The 18,396-nt window shown below is 73.6% G+C and carries 8 protein-coding genes; 5 read left to right on the plus strand and 3 right to left on the minus strand.

Annotated elements, in window-relative coordinates; translation table 11 throughout:
- Nucleotides 1-185 precede the first annotated feature (185 nt).
- From BJ969_RS09070 to BJ969_RS09085, 4 genes are all read left to right on the plus strand, one after another.
- Nucleotides 186-11,555: an amino acid adenylation domain-containing protein gene (locus BJ969_RS09070; protein WP_184478392.1), complete on the plus strand. Its 11,370-nt coding sequence runs from the start codon at nucleotides 186-188 to the stop codon at nucleotides 11,553-11,555.
- A complete protein-coding gene (locus BJ969_RS09075) occupies nucleotides 11,552-11,773 on the plus strand; it encodes an MbtH family protein (RefSeq protein ID WP_184478394.1) in 222 nt (73 codons plus the stop codon). The genes BJ969_RS09070 and BJ969_RS09075 overlap by 4 nt, the downstream gene beginning before the upstream one ends.
- 234 nt (nucleotides 11,774-12,007) lie before the next feature.
- Nucleotides 12,008-13,846 (plus strand): class I adenylate-forming enzyme family protein, encoded by a 1,839-nt coding sequence (locus BJ969_RS09080; protein WP_184478396.1) that lies wholly within the window; start codon nucleotides 12,008-12,010, stop codon nucleotides 13,844-13,846.
- Between the two features lie 2 nt (nucleotides 13,847-13,848).
- Nucleotides 13,849-14,403, plus strand: a complete 555-nt coding sequence (locus tag BJ969_RS09085; RefSeq protein WP_184478398.1) for a cupin domain-containing protein — start codon at nucleotides 13,849-13,851, stop codon at nucleotides 14,401-14,403.
- Between the two features lie 312 nt (nucleotides 14,404-14,715).
- Here the strand turns inward: BJ969_RS09085 and BJ969_RS09090 are convergent, their stop codons facing one another.
- Nucleotides 14,716-15,348 carry a histone deacetylase gene (locus BJ969_RS09090; RefSeq protein WP_184478400.1) on the minus strand — a complete coding sequence of 211 codons (633 nt, stop codon included), beginning with the start codon at nucleotides 15,346-15,348 and terminating at the stop codon, nucleotides 14,716-14,718.
- A gap of 81 nt (nucleotides 15,349-15,429) precedes the next feature.
- On the opposite strand from BJ969_RS09090, the gene BJ969_RS09095 reads away from it, so the two are divergent.
- Nucleotides 15,430-15,825: a PPOX class F420-dependent oxidoreductase gene (locus BJ969_RS09095; RefSeq protein WP_184478402.1), complete on the plus strand. Its 396-nt coding sequence runs from the start codon at nucleotides 15,430-15,432 to the stop codon at nucleotides 15,823-15,825.
- A 243-nt stretch (nucleotides 15,826-16,068) separates the two neighbouring features.
- Here the strand turns inward: BJ969_RS09095 and BJ969_RS09100 are convergent, their stop codons facing one another.
- Entirely contained in the window at nucleotides 16,069-17,430 is a 1,362-nt protein-coding gene (locus BJ969_RS09100; RefSeq protein ID WP_184478404.1) for an APC family permease, read from the minus strand.
- Between the two features lie 8 nt (nucleotides 17,431-17,438).
- Nucleotides 17,439-18,314, minus strand: coding sequence for a carbon-nitrogen hydrolase family protein (locus BJ969_RS09105; protein WP_184478406.1), 876 nt, complete (start codon nucleotides 18,312-18,314; stop codon nucleotides 17,439-17,441).
- Nucleotides 18,315-18,396: the final 82 nt, after the last annotated feature.

Consider the following 18,396-nt stretch of genomic DNA (forward strand, 5'->3'; position numbering starts at 1 on the left):
CCGCCGTCGCGGGGACACCGCTCGTCGCGAGCGGGGGTTCGCCGCCGCCCGACGTACGACATCAGCCGACCGCAGAACGCCATCGCCCCGCGCCCGTCCGGGGGCGATGTCTCGTGGGCCGCCCCGGTACCGGCGCGGCCATCCGAGGCCGACACAGCGCAGACCACTGCCGGTGAGGATGACCGATGAACCTGGGCGAGAACTCCGCCGAGCTGCCCGCGTCCGAGGCCGAACTCGGCATCTGGATCGCCGAACAGGCCCGCTCCGGACAGCGCTCGCGGTACCTGTGGGGCGAGTACGTCGACATCACCGGGCCGCTGGAGGTGGACGCGCTGGTGGCGGCGGTCCGCCTCGCCGCCCGCGACACCGAGGCGATCAACGCCGTGTTCGCGGAAGGACCGGACGGGCGGCCTCGACGTCGCTCCCGCTGCGACGAACCCGACGTCGCCGTCCGGGACCTGCGCGCCGAAGCCGAACCGCACGCGGCGGCGCTGCGGCTGATGCGCGCGGAACTGGACCGGCCGGTGGACTTGGCGACCGGCCCGCTGTTCGGGGCGGAGGTGCTGCGCATCGCCGACGACCGGCACCTGCTGTTCCAGTGGGTGCACCACATCGCGCTCGACGGCGTCGGCATGACGCTGTTCTCCCAACGGGTCTCGGAGATCTACGCGCACCGCGTCGCGGGTGAGCCCGTGCCCGCCTGCCGCTGGGCGTCGTCGGCCGCGCTGCTGTCCGAAGAGGACGAGTACCGCCGCGGCGCCGAGTTCGACGCGGACCGGCGGTGGTGGCAGGACCGGCTCGCGGACGGCCCCGGGTTCCTGAGCATGGCGGCGCGTCCGGCCGCGGCCTCGGCGCAGTCGCTGCGGTCGAGCGCCGTCCTGGACGAGTCGGAGTTCGCCGGGATGCGCTCCGCCGCGCAACGGCTCGGGCAGCGCTGGTCAAGGCTGGTCGTGGCGGCCACTGCGCTGCACACCCACGCGGTGACGGGCAGCCGGGACGTCGTGCTGAGCCTGCCGGTGCCGGGCCGGGCCACCGAGCTCAGCCGCACCGTGCCGTCGATGTCGGCGAACGTGCTGCCGCTGCGGCTGCACGTCGACCCGGCCGCCACCGCCGGCGAGTTCGTCGAGCAGGTCGCCGCCGAGGTCGCCGGGGTGCAACGCCACCAGCGGTACCGGGGCGAGCGGTTGCGCCGCGAACTCGGCTATCCCGAGGACGGCCGGGTGTTCTTCGGGCCGGTGGTGAACATCCAGAAGTTCGCCTACGGCCTGCGCTTCGGCGACTGCTCGGCGAGCGTGCACAACGTGCAGGCCCCGCCGTCGGAGGACTTCTCCGTGGTCGCCTACGACCGGGGTGACGGGGAGCTGCGGTTCGACTTCGACGCGAATCCCGCCAACCACGACGAGCAGCTGCTCGCGGCGGCTCGGGACCGGTTCCAGCGGTTGCTGCGACAGCTGGTGGACGCCCCGGCCGACACTCCGCTGGGCCGGTTCGAGGCGATTTCCCGGCAGCAGCGCGCGGAAGTGCTCGCGGCCGGGGCCGGCGCACCGGCGGAACCGATTGCGCGCAACGCGATCGCGCTGTTCGCCGAGCAGGTGCGCGACCGGCCGGACTCGGTCTCGGTGACCTCGGCCGCCACCGGAGAGCGGTTGACCTACCGCGAACTCGACGCCCGCTCCGCCGCGCTGGCCGCCCGGTTGGTCGCGGCCGGGGTGGGCGCGGAGTCGCCGGTGGGACTGCTGGTGGAGCGGTCCGCGGACCTGGTGGTGGCGGTGCTGGCCGTGACTCGCGCGGGCGCGGCCTACGTGCCGCTGCACCGGGGCGACGCGCCCGACCGGCTGCGCACCATCGCGGACACCGCCCGGATCGAGCTGCTGCTCACCGACGTGGCGACCGACGACTTCGCCGCGTGGTTCCGGGAACGGGGCCGGGTGCTCGACCTCGCCGAGCCCGCACCGGCGGCGCCGTCGGCGGAGGCCGCGGACCCCGTGCCGGAGCGGCTCGCGTGCGTGATGTTCACGTCCGGCTCCACCGGCGTGCCCAAGGGCGTCGCGATCACCCACGACAACCTGGTGCGGCTGGCCGCCGACCGGTGGTGGGCCGAAGGCGGCGCCCAGCGGGTGCTGCTGCACTCGCCGCACGCCTTCGACGCGTTGACCTTGGAGCTGTGGGTGCCGCTGCTCACCGGGGGAGAGGTGGTGCTGGCTCCGCCGGACGCCGCCGACCTCGGCGTGCTCGGCGAGACCGTCGCCGCCCACGGCATCACCGGGTTGTGGCTGACGGCGGGCCTGTTCGACGCGCTCAGCGAGGAGAACCCGGCTTGCCTGACCGGGGTGCGCCAGGTGTGGACCGGCGGTGACGTCGTCTCACCCGCCGCGGTGCGCCGGGTGCAGGACGCCGTGCCGGGGCTGACCGTGATCAACGGCTACGGGCCGACGGAGACGACGGTGTTCGCGACCCGGCAGCCCGTGCCGCCCGGTGCCGCGCTCGACGAGGTGACGGTGCCGATCGGGGCGCCGCTGGACGGCAAGCGGGTGCACCTGCTCGACGACGCGCTGCGGCCGGTGCCGCCGGGCGTCGTCGGCGAGGTGTACCTGGCGGGCGCCGGGGTGGCGCGCGGCTACGTCGGCGCGCCGGGGGCGACGGCGCACCGGTTCGTGGCCTGCCCGTCGGGCCCGCCGGGCGAGCGGATGTACCGCACCGGCGACCTGGCCCGGTGGAACTCCGCGGGGCTGCTGGAGTTCGCGGGACGCGCCGACGGCCAGGTGAAGCTGCGCGGCTACCGCATCGAGCTCGGTGAGATCGACGCCGCGCTGCGCGGTGCGCCCGGGGTGCGGCAGGTCGCGACGGTGCTGCGCGAGGACCGCCCCGGTCGGCGGCGGATCGTGAGCTACGTGGTCGGGGCGGCCGACGTCGTCGCGCTGGCGGCTCGGGCGGAAGCGGCGCTCCCGGCGTTCATGGTGCCCTCGGCGATCGTCCCCGTGGACGAATTGCCGTTGACCCGCAACGGGAAGCTGGATCGCGACGCGCTGCCGCCGCCCGCCGGTGCGAGCGCGGAAGTGGCGGCGACGGCGTCCGCGACCGACGCCGAGCAGGTGCTGCGGAGCCTGGTGGGCGAGGTGCTCGGGCTCGCGGACGTGGCGCCGGAGGCGGACTTCTTCGAGCTCGGCGGCGACAGCATCACGGCGATCCAGTTCGCCAGCCGGGCACGGCGGGCGGGCTTCGGGATCGGCACCGCCGACGTGTTCCGGCATCCCACTGCCGCCGCGCTGGCCGGACACGCCGGAGCTCCCGCCGCGCCGGTGCGCCGCGACGCCGCGCCGGACCGGGGGCCGCTGCCGCTGACCCCGATCATGCACTGGTTCCGGGAGCTGGGCGGCTCGGTGGCGGGCTTCGCGCAGTGCGCGGTGCTGCGGACCCCGGCCGGGTTCGGCGAGGACGCGATGCGCACCGTGCTGCGCGCCGTGGTGGCACAGCACGACATGCTGCGATTACGACTGTCGACAGCGGACGGATTGTGGTCGCTGGCGATCGCCGAGGACGCGGAGTGCGAGTTCGAGCGCGAGGACGTGCGCGGCCTGGGGGACGCGCAGCTGCGGGAGCTCGCCGCCGAGCGCGCCCGCTCGGCGCAAGCGGACCTGGACCCCGCCGCGGGCCGCGTCGTGCGGGCCGTGTGGCTCGACGCCGGTGCCGAGCCGGGCACGCTGGTGCTGGCCGTGCACCACCTCGCCGTGGACGGGGTGTCCTGGCGCATCCTGCTCGACGACCTGCGCGACGCCGGGCGCGCCGTCGCCGACGGGCGGGAGCCGCGGCTGGAACCGGTCGGCACGTCCTTCGCGGAGTGGGCGCGCGCCTCGGGTTTGCGGGCGCAGCAAGCGGAAGTGCAGGCGGAACATCCACTGTGGAGGGAGCTGGTAGCCGTCTCCGACCCGCCGCTGACCGCACGGCCGCTGTCGCCGGAGGCCGATCTGGAGTTCACCCGCGCGCACCGGTCCCTGACGCTGTCCGCCGAGGTCACCGGTGAACTGGTGCACCGCGCTGCCGCGGTGTTCGGCTGCCCGGTGGACACCGTGCTGCTCGCCGCGTTCGCGCTGGCAGTGACCGGCCACCCGTGCGCCGGGGACGCGGTGCTGGTGGACGTGGAGCGCCACGGCCGGGAGGAGTTCGCCGACGACCAGGACCTGTCCCGCACCGTCGGCTGGTTCACCACCCGGTTCCCGGTGCGGTTCGACCTGCGCGGCGCGCGGCCCGAGAGCGCGGGCTGGGACGAACCGGTCGAGCGGGTCCGCGCCGCGCTGGATTCGGTGCCGCGCAACGGGATCGGTCACGGCCTGCTGCGCCACCTCAACCCGCAGACCGCGCCGGAGCTGGCCGCTGGGACCCGCCCGCAGCTCGGGTTCAACTACCTCGGGCGCTTCGACACCGCGGCCGAGCAGGAATGGGGGCCGCAGCCGTGGTCGGGCGTGCTCGGCTCGGCGATGCCGCCGGGCCTGCCGCTGACGCACCCGATCGAGCTCGACTCGCTGATCACCGATGGCGCCGACGGCCCGCGGCTGACCGCCAACTGGTCCTGGGCCGGCGAACTCGTGCCGGAGCACGAGGTCGACGAGCTCGCCCGGCGCTGGTTCGAGGTGCTCACCGAGCTGGCCGCCGAGGCGCGGCACCGCACCGACCGCGACGGCGGCGAGGTGCTGGCGCTGCCGCCGCTGGCGCAGGGACTGCTGTTCCACTCGCTGTTCGACCGCGACGGCGCCGATCCGTACCTGGTGCAGTTCGGGTTCGAGCTGACCGGCGCGCTCGACGCCGCGGCCCTGCGCGGTGCGGTGCACGCGCTGCTGCGCAGGCATCCGCAGCTCACCGCCGGTTTCCGGCACGGCACCGACGGCGTCCCGGTGCAGGTGTGGCCGTCCCGGTTCGGCGTCGACTGGACCGAGCTCGACGCGCCCGCCGAGGCCGACGTCACCCGCTACCTCGACGCGGACCGCGCCCGCCGCTTCGACCTGGCCGAACCGCCGGTGCTGCGCGCCGCGCTGCTGCGCACCGGCCCGGATCGGCACGTGTTCGTGCTGACCACGCACCACATCCTCATCGACGGCTGGTCGATGCCGATCCTGATCCGGGACATGTTCGCGCTGTACGCGGACGAGCCGCTGCCGGACCCGGTGCCCTACCGCGCTTTCCTGGACTGGATGGCGCGGCAGGACTCCGCCGCGCACGAGTCCGCGTGGCGCGCGTTCCTGTCCGATGTGGACGAACCGACGCTGGTGGCCGCACCTGGCGCAGGCGATGCGCGGCACGGCCGGGTGCACCACGAGCTCGACGCCGCCACGACCGAGCGGATCCGGCGGGCCGCACGCGGGCACGGGCTCACCTTCAACACCCTCGTGCAGCTCGCCTGGGGCGTGCTGCTGGGGTTGTTGACCGGGCGCGACGACGTGGTCTTCGGCGCCACCGTCTCCGGCCGCCCGGCCGAGCTGCCCGGCGTGGAGGACGTCGTCGGGCTGCTCATCAACACGGTGCCGGTCCGGGTGCGCCTCGGCGCGGACCGCACCGTGGCCGAGGCGCTGGCCGAGCTGCGCGAGCAGCAGCTCGCGGTGCTGGAGCACCAGCACGTCGACCTGACCCGGCTGCAGGCCATCGCCGGGCACGGCGAGCTGTTCGACACGGTCCTCGTGTTCGAGAACTACCCGCCGGAGCGGGAGGACGCGCAGCGGCACCTGCGGGAACCGCGGATCACCGACCTGCGGGTGTCCGACGGCACGCACTACCCGCTGTCGCTGATCGTGCTGCCCGGCGACCGGCTCGGCTTCCGGCTGGACCACCGCGCCGACGTCGCCGACGAACCCGCCGCGCGCCTGCTGCTGCACCGGCTGGGCGCGCTGCTGGAACGGCTCGGCGCGGCACCGGCCGCGCGGCTGGGCGAGATCGACCTGCTGCTGCCCGGCGAGCACCGCGAACCCGCGCCGCTGCCGGAGGTTCCGGGAGGCGTGCTGACGGAGCTGTTCGAGCGGCACGCGGCGGCACGCCCGGACGCGCCCGCGGTCTCCTGCGGGCAGCGGCGGCTCACCTACGGCGAGCTCAACGCGCGGGCGAACCGGCTCGCGCGGGAGCTGACGTCGCGCGGCGCGGGACCGGGGCGGCTGGTGGCGCTGGCGCTACCGCGCGGCACCGAACTCGTGGTCGCGCTGCTGGCGGTGCTGAAGTCCGGCGCGGGCTACCTGCCGCTGGACCCGGCGTACCCGGCGGAGCGGTTGCGCGCCACGCTGGCCGACGCGGATCCGCGGCTGGTGCTGGCGGTGCGGGACACGGCCGATGCGCTGCCCGCGGAGGCGGCGCCGCTGGTGCTCGACGACGCGGCGGTCGCGGCGGCCGTGGACGTGCGGGCCGGCGGCGACCTCGCGGTCCCGATCGGGCCGGGCGACACCGCCTACGTCATCTACACCTCCGGGTCGACCGGCGCGCCGAAGGGCGTGGTCGTCACGCACGACAACGTGCACCGGCTGCTGGAGGTCACCGACCGGCACTTCGGATTCGCCGCGGACGACGTGCACACCCTGTTCCACTCCTACGCGTTCGACATGTCGGTGTGGGAGCTGTGGGCCGCGCTCGGGCGCGGCGGGCGGCTCGTCGTGGTGCCGTTCGAGGTGAGCCGGGCGCCGGGGGAGTTCCGGGCGCTGCTGGAGCGCGAGCGGGTCACCGCGCTGTCGCAGACCCCGTCGGCGTACTACCAGCTCGTCGAGGCCGGTGCCGAGCCGGAGTCGGTGCGCAGCGTGGTGCTGGCGGGCGAGGCGCTGGACCCGGCGCGCGTCCGGGACCGGATCGCGGCGGACGCGCCGCGCGTGATCAACATGTACGGGATCACCGAGACCACCGTGCACACCACGTACGCGGAACTGCGCGATCCGGCGGAGACGCGCAGCGTCGTCGGCACCGGGCTCGACGACCTGCGGCTGCACCTGCTCGACCGCGCGCTGCGGCCGGTGCCGCCGGGGTGCCCCGGTGAGCTCTACGTCGCGGGTCGCGGCGTGGCGCGCGGCTACCTCGGGCGCCCCGGGCTCACCGCGAGCCGGTTCGTGGCCGACCCGTTCGGGCCGCCCGGCACCCGGATGTACCGGTCCGGCGACCTGGCCCGGTTCCTGCCGGACGGCTCGCTGGAATACCTGGGTCGCGTCGACCAGCAGGTGCAGGTGCGCGGGTTCCGCATCGAACCGTCCGAGGTCGAGCACGTCCTGGAGCAGCACGAGTCCGTCGCCCGAGCCGTGGTGCTCGCCCGCGAGGACGACGCGGGCGGGCCGCGCCTGGTGGCCTACGTGGTGCTCGCGGCGCAGGTCGAACCGGCGGTGCTGCTCGACCACGCGGCGGCCGTGTTGCCGCGGCACATGGTGCCGTCGTTCGTGCTGCCGATCGGCGAGATCCCGTTGACGCCCAACGGGAAGCTGGACCGCCGCGCGCTGCCGAGCCCGGTGTCCGGGCGGGCGCCGGGACGACCGCCGAGCACCCCGGCGGAGCGGTTCCTGTGCGAGGCGTTCGCCGCGACGCTGGGCGTGCCCGGCATCGGGGTGGAGGAGGGGTTCTTCGACAGCGGCGGGCATTCGCTGCTGGCCACCCAGCTGATCAACCGGATCCGCTCCGGGCTGGGCGTCGAGCTCGACATCCGCACCCTGTTCGACGCGCCGACGGTGGCCGAGCTGGCCCGCCGCATCGCCGACCGGGCCGAGGCGACCCGGCCGCGGCTGCGCGCGGGCAGGCGTCCCGAACGCGTCCCGCTCTCACCCGCGCAACGCCGGTTGTGGTTCATCAGCGGGTTCGACGAGTTCGGCGCCACCTACAACCTGCGGTTCGCCCACCGGATCCGCGGTGAGCTGGACCCGGACGTGCTGCGGGAGGCGTGGCGGGACGTGGTGGCCCGCCACGAGGTGCTGCGCACCGTGGTCGCGGAAGCGGAAGACGGCCCGTGGCAACGGGTTCTGCCCGCGGAGTCGCTGCGCTTCGAGCACGTCGAGGTGTCCGGGCAGGAGCTGGCGCAGCGGTTGGACGCCGACTCCGCGCACCGCTTCGACCTGGCGGCGGAACCGCCGCTGCGCGTCACCCTCTACACCTCCGCTCCCGGCGAGCACGTGCTGCTGATCCTGCTGCACCACATCGCCGCCGACGGCTCCTCGTTCGCCCCGCTGAGCCGCGACCTGTCCCGCGCCTACCGCGCGCGGACCGGCGGTGCTGCTCCACAGTGGACGTCGGATCCGGTGCAGTACGCCGATTTCACGCTGTGGCAGCGGGACATCGGCACCGACCACCAGATCGAGCACTGGACGCGGGCGCTCAAGGGCGCCCCGGAGCAGTTGGCGCTGCCTGCCGACCACCCGCGTCCGACGGCCTCCGCGCACGTCGGGGAGACCGTCGAGATCGAGTTCGACGCCGGCCTGCACGCGGCGGCGACTCGGCTCGCCCACGACCACGACGCCAGCCTGTTCATGGTGCTGCACGCCGCGCTCGCGGTCCTGCTGCACCGCCACGGGGCCGGTGCCGACCTGCCCATCGGCACCCCCGTCGCCGGCCGGGGCGACGACGCGCTGCACGACGCGGTCGGCTGCTTCGTGAACACCGTGGTGCTGCGCGCGGACCTGTCCGGGCAGCCCTCCTTCGGCGAGCTGCTGCGGCGGATCCGGTCGGTGGACCTGGACGCGTTCGACCACCAGGACCTGCCGTTCGAGCGGCTCGTCGAAGTGCTGCGCCCGGCGCGTTCGCTGGCGCACCACCCGATCTTCCAGGTGATGCTGGCCTTCCAGGACACCCCGCCCACCGAGTTCGACCTGCCCGGCGCGACCGTCGAATCCCTGTCGCTGCACGGTTCCTCCTCGCGGATGGACCTGCTGTGGAGCCTGCGTCCCGACCACGACGAGCGCGGCGCGCCCGCCGGGATCGGCGGCGTGCTGGAGTACGACGCGGAGCTGTTCACCCCGGCCACCGCGCGGGCGCTCATCGGCCGCCTGGAACGGCTGCTGCGCGCCGCCACCGCCGAACCGCGGCGGTGCATCGCCGAGCTGCCGGTGCTCACCGAGGCCGAAGGCGCCGCACTGGCGCTCCAGGCGAAGCGCACCGCACGGGAGGTGCCGGAGGGCACGACGCACGCGCTGTTCGCCGCCCAGGTCGCCCGCGCGCCGGAGGCGGTGGCGCTGATCCACGGCGATCGGGAGCTGACCTACCGGCAGGTCGCCGAACGGGTCGACCGGATCGCCGCGGAACTCACCGCGCGCGGCGCCGGGCCGGGCCGGCTCGTCGCGCTCGGCCTGCGCCGCGAACCCGACCTGCTCGCGGCGATGCTCGCGGTGACCGCCGTCGGTGCCGCCTACCTGCCCTACGACCCGGACCTCCCGCGTCGGCGGATCGCGGACGTGCTCGCCGACGCGCGCCCGGCCCTCGTCGTCACGCACGACGACACCGGAGCGCTCACCTGCGAGGACGGCCCCGATGAGCCGGGTCCGGTGCCGCCCGGCACCGCGTACGTGATCTACACGTCGGGCTCCACGGGCAGGCCGAAGGGCGTGGTCGTGCCGCACGACGCGGTGCTCAACCTGCTGTGCTCGCTGCGCGAACGGCTGCACCTCGGACCGCACGACCGGGTCCTGGCGACCGCGCCCGCCGGGTTCGACATGTCGGTGCCGGAGCTGTACCTGGGTGTGGTCACCGGTGCCGCGGTGGTGCTCGCCGGACGGGACTTCACCCGCGACCCCGCGCTGCTGCTCGACCTCGTCGACCGGCACGAGGTGCGCGCGATGCAGGCCACGCCGTCGCTGTGGCACGCGCTGCTCGCGCAACGACCGCGGGACCTGCGCGGCGTGCGGGCCGTGATCGGCGGCGAGTTCGTGCCCGGCCCGCTGGCGGAGCGGCTCGGCGAGCTCGGCTGCGAGGTGATCGCCTGCTACGGCCCCACCGAGACCACGGTGTGGTCCACCGCGCACCAGGTGGAAGGGGCGCAACCGGCGGCGGTGCCGCTCGGGAACCCGCTGTGGAACACCGGTTGCCACGTGCTCGACCGGTGGCTCAACCCGGTGCCGCCCGGAGTCGTCGGCGAGCTCTACCTCGCCGGGCGCGGCGTGGCCACCGGCTACCTGCACCGCACCGCGCTCACCGCGCACCGGTTCGTCGCGGACCCGTTCGGGCCGCCCGGAACCCGCATGTACCGCACCGGCGACCTCGCCTCCCGCGACGGGGACGGCGTGCTGCGCTTCCACGGCCGCGACGACGACCAGATCAAGATCCGCGGCCACCGGGTGGAACTCGGCGAGATCGAGGCGGTGCTCACCGAACATCCGCAGGTGCGGGCGGCGGCCGTCGCGGTGCACGACCACGACGCCCACGACCGCAGGCTCGTCGGGCACCTGGTGGCGCCCGGCGCGGACCTGGACTCGGTGCGCGCGCACCTGGCGGACCGGCTGCCCGCCTACATGGTCCCGTCCCGGCTGCTGACCACTCCGGAACTCCCGTTGTCGCACAACGGAAAACTGCTGCGTGACCGGCTGCCCGACCCCGGCCGGGAGGTGGTCGAACCCGAACCGGCCGGAACGGCGGCGCAGCAGGCGATGTGCGCGGTGTTCGCCGACGTGCTCGGCGTGGCGCGGGTCGGGCACCGGGACAACTTCTTCGCGCTCGGCGGGCACTCGCTGCTCGCGGTGCGCCTGGTGGACCGCGTCGAAGCGGAGTTCGGCGTCCGGCCGCACATCCGCGACGTGTTCGCCGCCGCCACCCCCGCCGACCTGGAACGGGTGCTCGGCACCGCCGGGCCCGCCGGTCACCTGGTGCCGCTGCGCACCGGGGGCGACGCGCCACCGGTCGTCTGCGTGCATCCGCTGAGCGGCCTGGCCTGGCTGTACTCGGGGCTGCTGGCGCACCTCGACCCCGCGCACCCGGTGTACGGGTTGCAGGGGCTCGGTGCGGGCGGAGTGGCGGACCTGCCGGGCGACGTCGACGCGATGGCCGAGCGCTACCTCGCCGAACTCCGGGAGGTGCACCCGGAAGGACCGTACCACCTGGTGGGCTGGTCGTTCGGCGGGCTGGTGGCGCACGCGATGGCGGCGCGGCTCGGAACCGAGGCCGGGCAGCTGTGCCTCATCGATCCGCCGCTCGGCGGCGGAGCCACCGACGACGACTCGCTCGACCTGCAGCGGATCCACCGCGTGCTGCTCACCTCCATCGGCCGCGACGACGACGTGCCGCACTCGTTCGCCGAGGTGTCGGCCGCGCTGCGCCAGGAGGGCAGCGCGCTCGCCGAACTCACCGAGCAGGACATCGCCGACCTCGTCGAGGTGTCCCGGCACAACGCGAGCCTGCTGCCCGGACACCGTCCCGGTCACCACACCGGCCCGACCGTCCACATCGGAACCCCGGACGGCCCGGGTCCGCAGCGCTGGCGCCCGCACCTGGACGGGCCGTTCACGACGTACCGGCTCGACCACCCGCACCACCTGGTCATGCAACCGCGCCACGTCGGCGAACTCGGCGCGATCCTGCGCGACCACCTGCGCGAGCACACCGAACACGAGGAGGACCGGCGGTCATGACCAACCCGTTCGACGACGAGGACGGCACTTTCCTGGTGCTGCGCAACACCGAACTCCAGCACTCCCTGTGGCCCGCGTTCGCCGAGGTCCCCGCCGGATGGGACGTCGTGCTCGACGGCGCTACCCGCGAAGCCGCGCTGCACTACGTCGAAACCCACTGGACGGACCTCCGGCCTGCGTCCCTTGAACGGCCTGCGTCCGTGGAAGGGCTCGCATAGGGGTGGGGTGGCGGAACCTCAGCGTTCTTCTCGCTGCGGGATCTTTTTCCCGAGTGGCTCCGCCACGAGGGAAAAAGCCGTCCTCGCGAGAAGAACGCTGAGAACCCGCTGGTGGTCGATCTGCGTGCGTGGTCACTGCTCAGCGGCTTCGCCGCTGACAGGACGAAGGAATGAAGGCCTGCTTCGGCTTGACGAGGCTGAGAACGACGGCTATTCGAAACGAGGTGTTCCGCGATGTCGTACCTGCCCGAGCTGGCGGCGTTGCCCGCCGGGGCGCGGGTCGTCATCCGGCTGCCCAACGGTCCTGAGCTCGCGTCCGCGCTGCTGGCCTGCTTCGACCGCGAGCTCGTCGCGGTCCCGCTGGCGCCGCGCGGAACCGACCCCGCCGAGATCGTGCGGCGGGTCCGGGCGAGCGCCGTGGTGGAGCAGGTCGGCGGCGAAGTGGAGGCGCGTGCCACGGGCCTCCCCCTGGAGCACCCGGACGCGGCGGGCCTGGCGTTCATCATGTTCACCTCCGGTTCCACCGGGAGACCGAAAGGCGTCCGGCTCAGCCGTCGCGCGGTGCTCGGCAACGCCGCGAAAACCGCCGTGCTGCACGGGATCTCACCGGACCGCCCACACGGGACATGCCTGCCGCTGTACCACTGCAACGCGCTGGTGATGTCGCTGCTCGGCACGCACCAGACCGGGGCGCCGCTGGTGCTGCACTCGCGGTTCGACCCGGCCGGGTACTTCGCCGCGCTCGCCGCGGGCGGAGCGCGCACCGCGTCGATCGTCCCGGCGCTGCTCGCGGACCTGCTCGACGCCGCACCCGACTGGCCCCCGGAACTCGACTACCTCATCACCGCCGCCGCACCGCTGACCGGCGACCTCGTTCGCCGCTTCCACCGGACCTACGGCCCACGGCTGCGGCAAGGCTACGGGCTCACCGAAGCCGTCAACTTCAGCTTCACCACGCCCCTGCTGGACGCGGCCGGATTCTCCGCGCAATACCTGGACCGGTTCCCGCCGGTCGGGCAAGCCCTGCCGGACACGGAACTGCGGCTGGAATCCGGCGAAGTGCAGATCCGCACCCCCGACCTGATGGACGGCTACTGGGAAGACCCGGCCGCCACCGCCGAAGCCGTCACCGACGACGGCTGGCTGCGCACCGGCGACCTCGGCGAACTGCGCGACGGGCTGCTCGTGCTGCACGGGCGCACCAAGGAACGGATCAACCGGGGCGGCGAGAAGCACTACCCGCTGGAAGTCGAACGCGGCTGGCGCGCCGACGGCCTCACCGGGCGCTTCGCCGCCGTCGGCGTCGCCGAACCCGCGCTGGGCCAAGAGATCGGCCTCGTCACCGACGACGCGGAAGTGGGCGCCGTCCAAGACCTCTGCGAACGGACCGCGCTGCGCCCCGCGGCGCTGCGGTTCGGCGGATACCGCGCCACCGCCACCGGAAAGCCGCAGCGATCCAAGATGGGAGCCACGCTCGCCGCCCGGCGGCTCGCCCCCGGGCGCTACGAACGGCTGCTGCAGCACGCCGCCGTCGCCGCCCGCCGGATGCACGCCGCCGCGCCCGGAACCGACGAGCTCGCCGCACTCGCCGCGCTCGCCCCGCCGACCGCGACGGCCGAAGACGACGTGGCGTTCGCCGCCGTCGACTTCGTCCGCGAGCACTGGACGAGCCCCGACAGCGCCGAACTGGCAGCGGCGAAATCCGTGTGGCGCGCCAAGCTCGCCGCCGCCTGGCCGCTGTCGGCCCACGTCGAACTCGCCGCGGAAGTCGCCGCGGCCGAAGGCGCCCCCGCCGTGGCCGTCCCGTTCGGCGAAGAGACCACCATCGAAGACGGGCGGCTGCTGGTGCTGCCGCACGCCACCGGAACCACCACCGGCCAAGTGCCCTGGGCGCTCGGTCCCGTGTGGACGTTCCTCACCGACGGCAGGACCGGCCACCGGGTGAACCGGTGGAGCAGGCTGCGCCGGCTCCGGCACGACGGACACGCCCTCGTCGGCTGCTCCGTGCTGCGCGCCGGACGGCACGACCTCGGCGGCGTCATCTGGGCCCGCCCGACCCAGCAGGAGGAATGAGCATGGCACGGCGCGACGACCACCCCCTGGAGATCGCCACCTGGGCGAAGAACTCCATCACCGACGACCACACCGACCTCCGCGTCGACCACGGCGGGCTCGACGTCCCGCTGCACGGCACCGTCTCGGCCACCGGACGCGAACTCGCCACCAACGGCGAGATCGGCGCCGACCTCATCCGGTTACCCGCAGGCCAAGGATTCGTGCCCCACACCCACCCCGGCCACCACGTGCTCACCGTGGTCGCCGGAGTCGGCACCATCACCTACGGCGGCCGGATCCACGAAACGCAAGCAGGGCAGACCTTCCTCGTCGAAGGCTCCATCCCGCACGCGGTGGGAGCCATCACCGACCACCTCATCGTCGCCGTCGGCGCCCCGCACAAGCGCATCGACTCCAGCGACCGCATGACCCCCGTGCCCTACGAGGAGATCATCGCCGACGACGGCGACCTCACCTGCCTGCTGTGCGACAAGACCGCAGGCGCACCGCGCTACCTGCACTCCCTGGACTGTCCCCACTGCCCTTGTCGCGAGTGCGCTGGGTTGCCTGATTGAGCGGTCGTTTCGGGTGTGTGGTCGGGTGGCGGAACCTCAGTGCCTTCCTCGCTGCGGGATCTTTTTCCCTAGTGGCTCCGCCACGAGGGAAAAAGCTGTCCTCGCGAGGAAGGCACTGAGAACCCGTGGGGGTCGGCTTTTCGACGTGGGCTATTCGCTGCGCGAATACAGGCACGGCCTTCGGCCGCCAGGCAGGCTTGCTTCGCCGCCCAGAGCACGGCTTCGCCGCGAGGCAGGCTGGGGTCGCAGTTCTAACGATGGTTTTGCCGTGAGGCAGGTTTGCTTCCCTCGGCAACAGCTGACCGGCGCGCCTCACGTCGTGAGGGCTGCGATCTCCGCTGTGCTCCACCGGCCCCGTGCGCCGGGCAGTGCCGCGAGGTACCGGGCCGCTGTGGCGGTGTCCCAGGCCTGGCCTGCGCGCAAGCCGCCGAGCAGCATCCGCAGGTACGCGGCCGACGGCGCCACCAGCGGCACGTCCGCGCTCGACCAGGGCGCGGTGAACGTCAGCACCGGGAGCCCGTCGAGGTCGCCCACGCGCAGCACGGTCTCGTAGCGCCCCGGACCGAGCACGTCCCGCCCGGAGCGCAAGACCTCCCGCAGGTCGAGATCGGTGCCCGGGTCGCGGTACATCTCCTGCACGACGACGTCGGCGAACTGGCCGGGCGTCACCAGGTACGCGCGCAACGCGGCCGAACCGTCCAGCGCAGGATCGAGGAACGCGCGGCCACCGCCCCACACCGGTGACTCCGTCGCGAAGTACACGCCACCCGCGACGCGGAACCCCGCGGTGCGCCGCGGCGGGCGAGGATCGCGGCAGCCGGGGCAGGCACGGTGCCCGCCGGGCGGGACGCCGCCTTCGAGGTAGCAGCGGAACCGGTCGGCGTGCATGTTCGAGCCGTAGCTCGCGTACCAGACCAGATCGTGTTCGGACTGATCGAGCGACATCCCGCCATGATCGCGCACTCGGCCCCGCCGCACGTGCGACGATCGCCGCTGAATCGAATCCACCCGCGAGGAGGCGGCGCCATGGAACTGCCCGAAGGCCTGCTGGACCTGCTCTGCAAGCCGAGCCCGTGCTTCGTCGCCACCGCGATGCCCGACGGCGCGCCGCAGCTCACCCAGACCTGGTGCGACACCGACGGCGACCACGTCCTGATCAACACGGTGGAAGGCGCGCAGAAGGTGCGCAACCTCCGCCGCGACCCGCGAGTCGCCGTGAACGTCACCGACCCGGAGAGCTCCGCCCGCTACTACGCGCTGCGCGGCCGGACCGTGGACATCCGCCACGACGGCGCCGTGGAGCACATCCACGAGCTCTCGCACCGCTACCTGGGCATGCCGTACCCGTGGTTCGGCGGCGAACGCGAAGAAGACCGGCTACTGGTCCGAATCCGAGTCGACAGCCTCAGTTTTGTGGGGTGAGTCGGGGTCGTTCTGCGTTGGTGGTCGGGTGGCGGAACCTCAGTCGGTCTCTCGCTGCGGGATGTTTTTCCCGAGTGGCTCCGCCACGAGGGAAAAAGCCGTCCTAGCGAGAGACCGACTGAGAACCCGCGGGTGGTCCATTCGCGTGCGTGGTCACCGCTCAGCGGCTTCGCCGCTGACAGGACACTGCTGAAAAGCCGCTCTGCGAGCGGGTTTTCCGGTGTGGGGCTGTGGGTTGAGTGATCACGGGGTGCTGGTGGCGGGTTCGGGGGTCGGGATGTCGTGGGTTTCCGGGGGTGGGCGGCGGAACAGGTCGGTGCGGTAGGCGAGGTAGGCGGTGCCGAGGACCAGCCAGCTGAGACCGAGCGTCAGCGCCGCCGGGTCCAGGTTCACCAGCAGCCACAGGTCGATCAGCGCTCCGATGCCGGGCAGCAGCACGTGCGACCACCACGGCAGCCGCCTTCCTCCCTTGCGCTCGCGCAGGAACAGGCCGATCACGCTCAGGTTGACCGCGGTGAACGCGACGAACGCGCCGAAGTTGATGAACGACGTGGACGTTGAGACGTCGAGGAACATCGCGACGAGCCCGATCGCGCCGGTGAGCGCGAGGTTCACGGCGGGAGTGCGGAACCTCGGGTGCACCCGGCCGAACAGCCTGCGCGGCAGCACGTCGTCGCGGCCCATCGCGAACAGCAACCGCGCCGCCCCGGCCTGCGCGGCCAGGCCCGAGGCGAACTGCGCGACGACCAGGCCCGCCAGCAGCAGCGCCGCGACGGCGTCCCCGGCGATGGTGCGCGCGATCTCGAAGACCGCCGAATCCGGTGCGGCGAAAGCGGATCCGGGGTGCGCCAGCTGCGTCGAGTAGGCGACGACCACGAAGATGCCGCCGCCGATGAGCGTGATGAGCAGGATCGCGCGCGGCATCGTCCGGCGCGGATCCACCGTCTCCTCGGTGAGCGTGGTGACCGCGTCGAACCCGAGGAACGAGTACGCCGCCAGCGCCGCCCCGGCCGACACGCCCGCGGCGGTGGTGGCCGGGTTCAGGAACGGCTCGCCGCTCAGCAGCGCCCCGGCCCCGCCGAGCTCGAACACGTGGCGCAACGACAGCAGCACGAAGATCGCGATGACGAGCACCTGGAAGGCCATCAGCGCGTAGTTCGCCTTGTCCGCGACCTTGATCCCGAGCACGTTCAAGCAGGTGGTGGCCGCGATGAACGCCACGATCCACATCCAGAACGGCACCGCGGGGAACTGCGCCTGCAGGTAGGTGCCGCCGAGCAGCCAGATCACCATCGGCAGGAAGAAGTAGTCCAGCAGCACCGCCCAGCCCACGAGGAACCCGGCGCGGGAATCCAAGGTGCGGCGCGCGTAGGTGTAGGCGGAACCGGCGACGGGGTGCGCGGCGGCCATCTTCCCGTAGCTGTGCGCGGTGAACAGCATCGCCACCATCGCCAGCAGGTAGGCCGTCGGCACCGAGCCGCTGGTCTCCTCCGCGACGACGCCGAAGGTGCCGAGCACGATCATCGGCGCCATGTAGGCCACGCCGAACAGGACTACCGACCGCAGCCGGAGCGACCGGTGCAGGGCGGGGGCGGATTCGGGCATCGGGGCTCCTAGCTGTTCGCCGGGCCGGCGGGACGCCAGCGGCGCGGATCGAGGTGGCCGTCGTAGAGCGGAAGTGCGATCGGGACGTCGGAATCGGTGAACTGGTCCCACATCCGGTTGAGCCCGGCGGTGCCGTCGGCGCGCACCCGCCGCACCTCGTCGAGGTCGACGGTGGCGGCGAGCGTCGCGGCGGCGGGGCCCTCCGCCCGCGCGAGCACGTGGCCTTCGGGGCCGACGAGCAGGCTGTCGCCGGTGCCGACCGGTCCGGCGACGTTCGCGCTGGCCACGAAGACCTGGTTGGTGATCGCGTGCGCGCGGGCCAGCACGAGTTCCTGCTCCCGGTCGGCGGTCGTGGTTTGCACCGGGTTGAGGACGAGTTCGGCGCCCAGCCACGCCAGGTGCCGCGCCACTTCGGGGAACCAGGCGTCGTAGCAGATGCTGAACCCGAGCCGGCCGAAACCGGGCGCGTCGAACACGACGAACCGGTCGCCGGGGTCGTAGGGCTCGTAGGGCCGCCACGGGAAGACCTTGCGGTACCAGGAGATCAGCTCGCCGCGCGGCGAGAACGCCAGTGCCGTGTTGAACAGCTCGCCCCGGTCGCCGCGTTCGCAGACGCTGCCCGGGACCAGCCAGATCCCGAGGTCACCGGCGAGTTCGGCGAGCCGCCGGGTGCGTTCGCCGTGCAGCGGTTCGGCGGCCGCCGCCAGCTCGGCGTCGCGGTCCGGCCCGGTGGCTCCGCACAGGTGCAGCTCCGGGTACAGCACCAGTCGCGTTCCGGGGTGCTCGGCCAGCAGGTCCCGCACCTGAGCGGCGAACTCGTCGGGCGCAGCGGTCGCGGCCAGCGGCGGTTGCTGCGCCAGCGCGAGCGGCATCGGTCGGGACATCGGTTCTCGCTTCCTCGCGATGGCCGGGTGGCGCCGGGGCGGCGCCGACTGCGATGCGAAGAAAATAGGGCAGAGCGACCGC

This window comes from Saccharopolyspora gloriosae, assembly GCF_014203325.1.
In the GTDB taxonomy this organism is placed as follows: Bacteria; Actinomycetota; Actinomycetes; order Mycobacteriales; family Pseudonocardiaceae; genus Saccharopolyspora_C; species Saccharopolyspora_C gloriosae.

Excerpts from the sequence above, each read along its gene's own strand:
- BJ969_RS09095 (WP_184478402.1), top strand. The coding sequence starts at position 15,430 with ATGGAACTGCCCGAAGGCCTGCTGGACCTGCTCTGCAAGCCGAGCCCG.
- BJ969_RS09090 (WP_184478400.1), bottom strand. The coding sequence starts at position 15,348 with ATGTCGCTCGATCAGTCCGAACACGATCTGGTCTGGTACGCGAGCTAC.
- BJ969_RS09075 (WP_184478394.1), top strand. The coding sequence starts at position 11,552 with ATGACCAACCCGTTCGACGACGAGGACGGCACTTTCCTGGTGCTGCGC.
- BJ969_RS09080 (WP_184478396.1), top strand. The coding sequence starts at position 12,008 with ATGTCGTACCTGCCCGAGCTGGCGGCGTTGCCCGCCGGGGCGCGGGTC.
- BJ969_RS09070 (WP_184478392.1), top strand. The coding sequence starts at position 186 with ATGAACCTGGGCGAGAACTCCGCCGAGCTGCCCGCGTCCGAGGCCGAA.
- BJ969_RS09105 (WP_184478406.1), bottom strand. The coding sequence starts at position 18,314 with ATGTCCCGACCGATGCCGCTCGCGCTGGCGCAGCAACCGCCGCTGGCC.
- BJ969_RS09100 (WP_184478404.1), bottom strand. The coding sequence starts at position 17,430 with ATGCCCGAATCCGCCCCCGCCCTGCACCGGTCGCTCCGGCTGCGGTCG.
- BJ969_RS09085 (WP_184478398.1), top strand. The coding sequence starts at position 13,849 with ATGGCACGGCGCGACGACCACCCCCTGGAGATCGCCACCTGGGCGAAG.